Below are 6,445 nucleotides of genomic sequence, written 5' to 3'. Positions count from 1 at the left end.
GCTGCCGGATCCTGGTGACGCTGCTGCACGAGATGGCCAAGCGCGATGCGAAGCGCGGGCTGGCGTCGCTGTGCATCGGCGGCGGGATGGGTGTCGCGCTCGCGGTCGAGCGCGTCTGAGCCGGGTCTGAAGACACGACCCGCTGGCGGCGCCGGCCGGCGCCGCAGGCGGGCGAAGCGGTTGTCGCGCACGACAAGCAGCCAACAACAAGCGCGATGTTCCGGTGCGTGCCGTGCCCGCGACGCGGGCGGCTGCGCATCGAAGCGGTGGGGCGGCAGCATGTGCGATGCCGTCGCCCCGCATTCATCGATTACTTTTTTGTCGGTAATTTATAGGATGACTAAGCGAATTGCAGTTGTGACAGGTGGGATGGGCGGTCTCGGCGAAGCGGTCAGCATCAGGTTGAACGACGCGGGCCACCGGGTAGTCGTCACGTATTCGCCGAACAACACCGGCGCCGACCGCTGGCTGACCGAGATGCACGCGGCCGGCCGCGAGTTCCATGCATACCCGGTGGACGTGGCCGATTACGATTCGTGCCAGCAATGCATCGAGGCGATCGTGCGGGACGTCGGCCCGGTCGACATTCTCGTGAACAATGCGGGCATCACGCGCGACATGACGCTGCGCAAGCTCGACAAGGTGAACTGGGATGCCGTGATCCGCACGAACCTCGATTCCGTGTTCAACATGACGAAGCCCGTCTGCGAAGGCATGGTCGAGCGCGGCTGGGGTCGCATCGTCAACATCTCGTCGGTGAACGGCTCGAAGGGCTCGGTCGGCCAGACCAACTATGCGGCCGCGAAGGCCGGCATGCACGGGTTCACCAAATCGCTGGCGCTCGAGGTCGCGCGCAAGGGCGTGACGGTGAACACGGTGTCGCCGGGCTACCTCGCGACGAAGATGGTCACGGCGATCCCGCAGGACATTCTCGACACGAAGATCCTCCCGCAGATTCCGGCGGGCCGGCTCGGCAAGCCCGAGGAAGTCGCGGCGCTGGTCGCTTACCTGTGCTCGGAGGAGGCCGGTTTCGTGACGGGCTCCAACATCGCGATCAACGGCGGCCAGCACATGCACTGACGCGCGGCGGCCCGGGCCGCGTTCGCACGCGTTTCGGGCCGCGTTCCGCTATATCCAGTGCCGGAGCGGCGGCAGGCGCGCCGCTTCGGCCTCGCATTCCGGAGAAGGGCATGGGTGAAACCTGGATGGGACTCGCCATCGGCGGCTCGGCACTGGCCGTCGCGCTGACGATGGCGGTCTTGCTCTACTGGCTCGAGCGGCGCCGCGCGCGGCTGCTGCGGAACTTCGATCATCGCGATTGCTGGTTCGTCGCGTACGGCAAGTGCTTCGCGCGCAGGCCCGCGAGGCCGGCACGCCGCATGCGCGGCGCGCGATGACGGCCGCGACGCCGTGGTAGCGCGGCGTCGCGATCGACGGACGGTCACGCATCGCGCGCATGCAGTCGGTGATGCGCGCGATGCGCGTGCTCAATCGCTCTTTTCGCTCTTTCCACCCGACTCGCCCGAGTCGTTCTTGTGGAAGATCCGCTTCGTCGTGCGCTTGGTGGCATCCCAGCCTTCGCGCGACGCGTGTGCGACTCCGTGCCCGACCGCCTTCGCGGCGCTGGCGGTTGCGTGGCCGAAGCTGCGCGCAGCTTCGCCCGTCTTGTGCGCGGCTTCCTTCGAATCGCGCTTGATGTCCTGCTTCACTTCCGACATGTCCGCATGCGCGATCGGGCTGATCAGCGCCAGAACGAGTGCGGTGCCAATGAACTGACGAACTTTCACGACCTGGTTTCCTTGTATAAGTCTCTTCATCGAGGATTCGAATTGCCGGCGGGCGGCGGCGCAAACGTGCCGGCCGCCGATGCGTCGAGCATCACCGCGGCGCGGCCGGTCAGCAGCACGCGATCGCCGCAGCGCAGCGCGAAGCCGTACAGCACCGAGCGGCCGTCGCCGCTCATGCGTTCCGCGTCGACGGTGAGCGGCAGGTCGAACATGTCGAGCCGGTCGACGAACGCGTCGACATTGCGCACGCTCGCCAGATAGCCGGCGCGCGGACGTTCTTCTTGCATACCGAGCAGCGCGCCGTGCACGGCCATCGCCTGCGCCGCGTATTCGATGCCGCAGACCGACGCGAGCCGGCCGTGCGAGCGCAGCGGGTTGTGCGGATCGCGGTGGCTCGTCGCCGTGCAACGGATGCGTTCGGCGTCCCACGCATCGACCGTATCGAGCACGCACATCGTGCCGCCGTGCGGAATATGCGCGGCGATCCACGCGTGGTCGAGCGGCGGCGTCGACGCGATCGTCGCGGCCATCACGCGCGCTCCGCGAAGGCAGCCGGCATCGTGACGTCGACCTGCACGCGCGTATCGGCAAGGTAGTCGAGCACGACGCGTGTCGAACGCCGTGCAGCCAGCGCATCGAGCAGCGGCAGCACGCGCGCGGCCGGATTGCCGGTGCGCAGTGCGTCGAGCTCGGCATTTGCGAGCGTCGTGGCAGGCGCGTCGGTGAGCTTCACGTCGATGCGGGCGAGCGCGCGCTCGCTCGCTTCCGGCGCGAACACGAGCGCGACGCCGAATGCGTCGTCGATCGGCCGCACCGTGCGCAGCGGTTCCGGATAGTCGGTGTCGTACGCGATCAGCAGGGTCGGCAAGCGATCGACCGCGACCTGGCACAGGCTCTCGAGCAGGCCCGCGGCAAAGCTGCCGTCGTGCGCGCATAGCACGTTCGACGTCGCCATCGCGCGGGTCGCGATGCTCCAGTAGCCGGCCGGCGCGTTGTGCACGGAGTTGTGGAAACGCGTCGGTGACAGCTGGCGATCGTCACCGGCGAGGGTTTCGCAGATCGCATGGCAGTTCTGGCCGTCGCCGCCGGACGCGCTGAACACGGTAGCGAGCGTGGCTGCATCGCGTCCGCTCGCGGCGACCGCTTCGTGGCCGACTGCGAGCGCGACGCGCACGACGGGGCCCGTGCGGCGCCGCTCGGCCGACGGCAGGCCGGCCGGCGGCGGCAGCACGGTGCGCGCGCCCGCATAGGCCGCGCGGCCCGCGAGCACGTCGGCCGCGTGCGGCCAGTCGTTCAAGCCCGGCCCGACGAGGCCGATGCTTTCGATGAAGGCGGTGAGCGTCATGTCGGGCCTCAACGGCGTACGTGGCCGGCGCGGCCGAGGATCAGGCTGCAATTCGTGCCGCCGAAGCCGAACGAATTGGAGAGCACGGTGCGCACGCGCATCTCGCGGCTCGCGAGCACGTAGTCGGCGGCGAGCGCCGGGTCGGGTTGCGTCGTGTTGACGCCGGCCGGCACGAACTGCTCGCGCAGCGCGAGCGCGGCGACGACCGCTTCGAGCGCGCCGGCCGCGCCGAGCGTGTGGCCGGTCGCGCCCTTCGTCGAGCTGCACGGCGTGCGCGCGAGCAGCGCGCCGACCGCGCGGCTTTCGGCCGCATCGTTGCTCGGCGTTGCGGTGCCGTGCAGGTTCACGTAATCGATGTCGTTCGCGTCGAGGCCGGCGGACGCGAGTGCCTGCTTTATCGCGACGCGCGCGCCGAGCCCGTCCGGATGCGGCGACGACATGTGGTGCGCATCGCTCGATTCGCCGATGCCGAGCAGCAGGATCGCGTGGCCGTCGAGCGCGGCGGGCGGTTCGGGCACGCGTTCGACGAGCGCGAATGCCGCGGCCTCGCCGATCGAGATGCCGTCGCGCGCAACGTCGAACGGCCGGCACGGTAGGCGCGACAGCAGTTCGAGCGAGTTGAAGCCGTACAGTGTCGTCAGGCACAGCGAATCGACGCCGCCGACGACGGCCGCGTCGATCAACCCGGCCTCGATCATGCGGCGCGCGGAGCCGAACACCTTCGCGCCGGACGAGCACGCGGACGAGATCGCCATTGCCGGCCCGCGCAGCGCGAAATACGCTCGCACGAACGCGGCCGGCGAATACGGGTTGTGCGTGTGCGCATAACGAAAATCGGCGGGCAGCGCGCCGCTCGCCGGATCTCGATGCCGGTACGCGCGTTCGGTCTCGAGGATGCCGGCCGTGCTCGTGCCGATGAACACGCCGACGCGCGCCGCGCCGTGGCGAGCGACGGCCGCCGCGACGCGTGCGTCGAAGCCGTCCTGCGTGAGGGCGAGTTGCGCGAGGCGGTTGTTGCGGCACTCGAAGTCGGCGAGATCCGCGCGCACGGGTTGCTCGTCGACGCCGTCCACCGCGCCGATCCACGTGTCGAGATCCGCACGCTCGAAGTCGCATGGTGCGAGCCCGCCGCGGGCGTCGCGCAGTGCGTCGAGGGTCGCATCGAGGCCGCGGCCGATGCAGCTGGTGGCGGTGAAGTGCGAGAGCAGGAGAGGTTTCACGAGGGTCGCATCCGGGGGCCGGAACGGGCGCCGCAGCAAGGCTGGCAGGCGCGCCGTTCGAGTTCAGATTTTATCAAACGGGGGTGCCGGAACGCCCGGCTGGCCGGGCGGTTCGGGCGCGAGCGCCGCGCGCAGCGTGGTCCAGTGCAGTTGCGCATCGGCGGCTGCGCGCAGCACCGCTTGCAGTACGTCGAGCACGACCGGTTCGCCGCGCGCGTCGCGTGCCGCGTGACCGTCGTGCACGAGCAGGATGTCGCGCGGTGCGAGGCCGTTCAGCAGGCGCCGCGTGACGGTCGTGGCGTCGTGCGCGCGCGTGTCGAAGCCGCGCCGCGTCCAGCTCGCAAGCTGCAGGCCGAGTTCGCACAGCACCGGTTCGAGAAACGGATTGCGCAGGCCGGCCGGCGCGCGGAAGAACAGCGGGCGCGTGCCGGCGATCTCGGTCAGTGTCTGCTGCGCTGCCGCGATCTCGCGCCGCAGCGCGGCGGGCCCCGACAGCGAGAACGTGTGCCGGTGCCGCTGGCTGTGGTTCTCGACCGCGTGACCGCGCGCGACGATCGTTTCGATCCACTGCGGATGACGGCGCGCCAGATCGCCGATGCAGAAGAACGTCGCGCGCGCGTCGTAACGGTCGAGCAGGTCGAGCACGCGCGGCGTGACGTCCGGGTCCGGGCCGTCGTCGATCGTCAGCGCGATCCGGCGGCCGGCGCCGGCCGGCAGGCGCGTCCAGTTCGGGCCGAGCAGCGTGCTGCGCGGCCAAAGGCCGGCTGCCGTCAGCGCGAGATGCGACGCGACCACGCCGCCGACGGCCCACGGCCACGCGGCCGGCTGCACGGCGACAGCGGCGGCCGCGCCCGCGTGCAGCGCGGCCGTGCCCGTGATCAGCGGCGTCGGCTTCCAGCGGCGCGCGCCGGATTGGCCGGGCTGTCGAGGCGGAACGGACGACGGTGCGTTCATGTGGGGCTCCGTTGACGACGATCGCCGGCCGCCGCGGCGCGTGGCGCGAGTATCGCCGCGAACGCGAGCGCGAGCATCGCGCCGGGGCCGACGGTCAGCCCGAAGGTTTCGAGCAGCGGTACGCGCGACAGCGCCAGCAGCCCGAAGCCGGCGACCGTCGCGAGGTTCGCGACCAGCAGCGACACGAGCGTGTACGGCGTGACGGGCTGCGCGTCGTCGCGCTTGCAGAAGAACAGCGCGTAGTTCGAGCCGACCGCGACGATCAGCAGCATGCCGACGAGGTGCAGGATCGTCAGTTGCACGCCGGCGAGCGCGAAGCCGGCCGTCACGACCAGCACGGCCGCGACGAGCGGCGCGAGCGCGCGCACGGCACGGCGCGGCGAGCGCAGCGCGATCAGCAGCAGCACGGCGATCGCCGCGAAACCCGCGAGCGACAGCCGGATGTCCTCGTGCACGTAGCTCACGTACAGGCGATCGGCTTCGGCTTTCATGTCGACGAACAGTGCATCGGGCACGCCTGCTTGCGCGACGGCCGTGCGTATCGGCGTTGCGTCGAACCCTTGCGTCGATTGCGCCGCGCGTGCGGCGTCCGGCGCGCGCAGCGGCAGCATCGCGCTCCAGCGGCCGTCGCGTTCGGTCAGCAGCGCATCGACCGCGAGCGCCATCGACGTGCCGCGCAAGTCAGTGCGCGTCAGCAGCGGCGCGTGGCGCGCGGCTTCGACATCGGCGATGAACGGCGCGAACAGGTCGGGCTTCACCGCGATCGGCTGGTTTGCGACGGCGTCGCGCATCCGCGCGGCGAGCACGTCCGCATCGGGCAGGCTCGCCTGGCGCGCGCGCTGCGCGGCGTCGCTCGGCAGGTAGCGCGCGGGGCTTTCGAAACCCGCGAGCGCGCGCTGGTCGACGAGCGGCTGCAGTTGCGCGGCGACCTTTTCGGCGCCTTCGAGCGCGGCCTGCTCGGTCGGCGCGGAAATCACGACGAGGTAGCGCACGTCGGGCGCGCCGACATCGGCGCGCAGCCGCGCGTCGAGCGCCTGCGCGCGCGCCGGCACGGGGCTGAGCGAGGCGAGCTCGCGGCTCCACAGGCCGTCGCGATGCAGCACGAGCGTCGCGCACGCGGCGACCACCAGTGCGGCGAG

Annotated in this window: 9 protein-coding genes; 3 read left to right on the top strand and 6 right to left on the bottom strand. The window is 70.8% G+C overall.

From position 1 onward, the window contains the following. The 3 genes from ACPUER_RS35625 to ACPUER_RS35615 all read left to right on the top strand — a co-directional run. A partial coding sequence (locus ACPUER_RS35625) for a hypothetical protein (RefSeq protein WP_412473110.1) occupies positions 1 to 119 on the top strand: 119 nt, incomplete at its 5' end. 217 nt (positions 120 to 336) lie between these two features. Beyond that, on the top strand, positions 337 to 1,080 hold the full coding sequence (gene phbB, locus ACPUER_RS35620) for an acetoacetyl-CoA reductase (RefSeq protein WP_072445159.1): 744 nt from the start codon (positions 337 to 339) through the stop codon (positions 1,078 to 1,080). Between the two features lie 110 nt (positions 1,081 to 1,190). After that, positions 1,191 to 1,397, top strand: coding sequence for a hypothetical protein (locus ACPUER_RS35615; RefSeq protein ID WP_175962072.1), 207 nt, complete (start codon positions 1,191 to 1,193; stop codon positions 1,395 to 1,397). A gap of 90 nt (positions 1,398 to 1,487) precedes the next feature. Here ACPUER_RS35615 and ACPUER_RS35610 read toward each other — a convergent pair whose 3' ends face one another. The 6 genes from ACPUER_RS35610 to ACPUER_RS35585 all read right to left on the bottom strand — a co-directional run. Next, the gene (locus ACPUER_RS35610) at positions 1,488 to 1,817 is read right to left on the bottom strand and encodes a hypothetical protein (protein WP_175962071.1); all 330 of its coding nucleotides are present in this window, start codon (positions 1,815 to 1,817) and stop codon (positions 1,488 to 1,490) included. Next, positions 1,814 to 2,317, bottom strand: a complete 504-nt coding sequence (locus ACPUER_RS35605) for a hotdog family protein (protein WP_425133431.1) — start codon at positions 2,315 to 2,317, stop codon at positions 1,814 to 1,816. The genes ACPUER_RS35610 and ACPUER_RS35605 overlap by 4 nt, the downstream gene beginning before the upstream one ends. Continuing rightward, a complete protein-coding gene (locus tag ACPUER_RS35600) occupies positions 2,317 to 3,132 on the bottom strand; it encodes a beta-ketoacyl synthase chain length factor (protein WP_425133430.1) in 816 nt (271 codons plus the stop codon). The genes ACPUER_RS35605 and ACPUER_RS35600 overlap by 1 nt, the downstream gene beginning before the upstream one ends. Positions 3,133 to 3,140: 8 nt before the next feature. Next, positions 3,141 to 4,352 (bottom strand): beta-ketoacyl-[acyl-carrier-protein] synthase family protein, encoded by a 1,212-nt coding sequence (locus tag ACPUER_RS35595; RefSeq protein ID WP_425133429.1) that lies wholly within the window; start codon positions 4,350 to 4,352, stop codon positions 3,141 to 3,143. Positions 4,353 to 4,415: 63 nt separating this feature from the next. Continuing rightward, on the bottom strand, positions 4,416 to 5,306 hold the full coding sequence (locus ACPUER_RS35590) for a polysaccharide deacetylase family protein (protein WP_425133428.1): 891 nt from the start codon (positions 5,304 to 5,306) through the stop codon (positions 4,416 to 4,418). Then, the coding region (locus ACPUER_RS35585) for an MMPL family transporter (RefSeq protein WP_425133427.1) at positions 5,303 to 6,445 on the bottom strand (1,143 nt) is incomplete at its 5' end. The genes ACPUER_RS35585 and ACPUER_RS35590, both read right to left, overlap by 4 nt.

The sequence above is a fragment of the Burkholderia sp. DN3021 genome (assembly GCF_049805555.1).
Classification (GTDB): Bacteria; Pseudomonadota; Gammaproteobacteria; order Burkholderiales; family Burkholderiaceae; genus Burkholderia; species Burkholderia pyrrocinia_C.
Note: the sequence above shows the minus strand (reverse complement) of the source record. Positions and strands in the feature narration are given on the sequence as shown.

Coding starts and splice junctions, on each gene's coding strand:
- phbB (WP_072445159.1), top strand. CDS start 337: ATGACTAAGCGAATTGCAGTTGTGACAGGTGGGATGGGCGGTCTCGGC.
- ACPUER_RS35615 (WP_175962072.1), top strand. CDS start 1,191: ATGGGTGAAACCTGGATGGGACTCGCCATCGGCGGCTCGGCACTGGCC.
- ACPUER_RS35610 (WP_175962071.1), bottom strand. CDS start 1,817: ATGAAGAGACTTATACAAGGAAACCAGGTCGTGAAAGTTCGTCAGTTC.
- ACPUER_RS35605 (WP_425133431.1), bottom strand. CDS start 2,317: ATGGCCGCGACGATCGCGTCGACGCCGCCGCTCGACCACGCGTGGATC.
- ACPUER_RS35600 (WP_425133430.1), bottom strand. CDS start 3,132: ATGACGCTCACCGCCTTCATCGAAAGCATCGGCCTCGTCGGGCCGGGC.
- ACPUER_RS35590 (WP_425133428.1), bottom strand. CDS start 5,306: ATGAACGCACCGTCGTCCGTTCCGCCTCGACAGCCCGGCCAATCCGGC.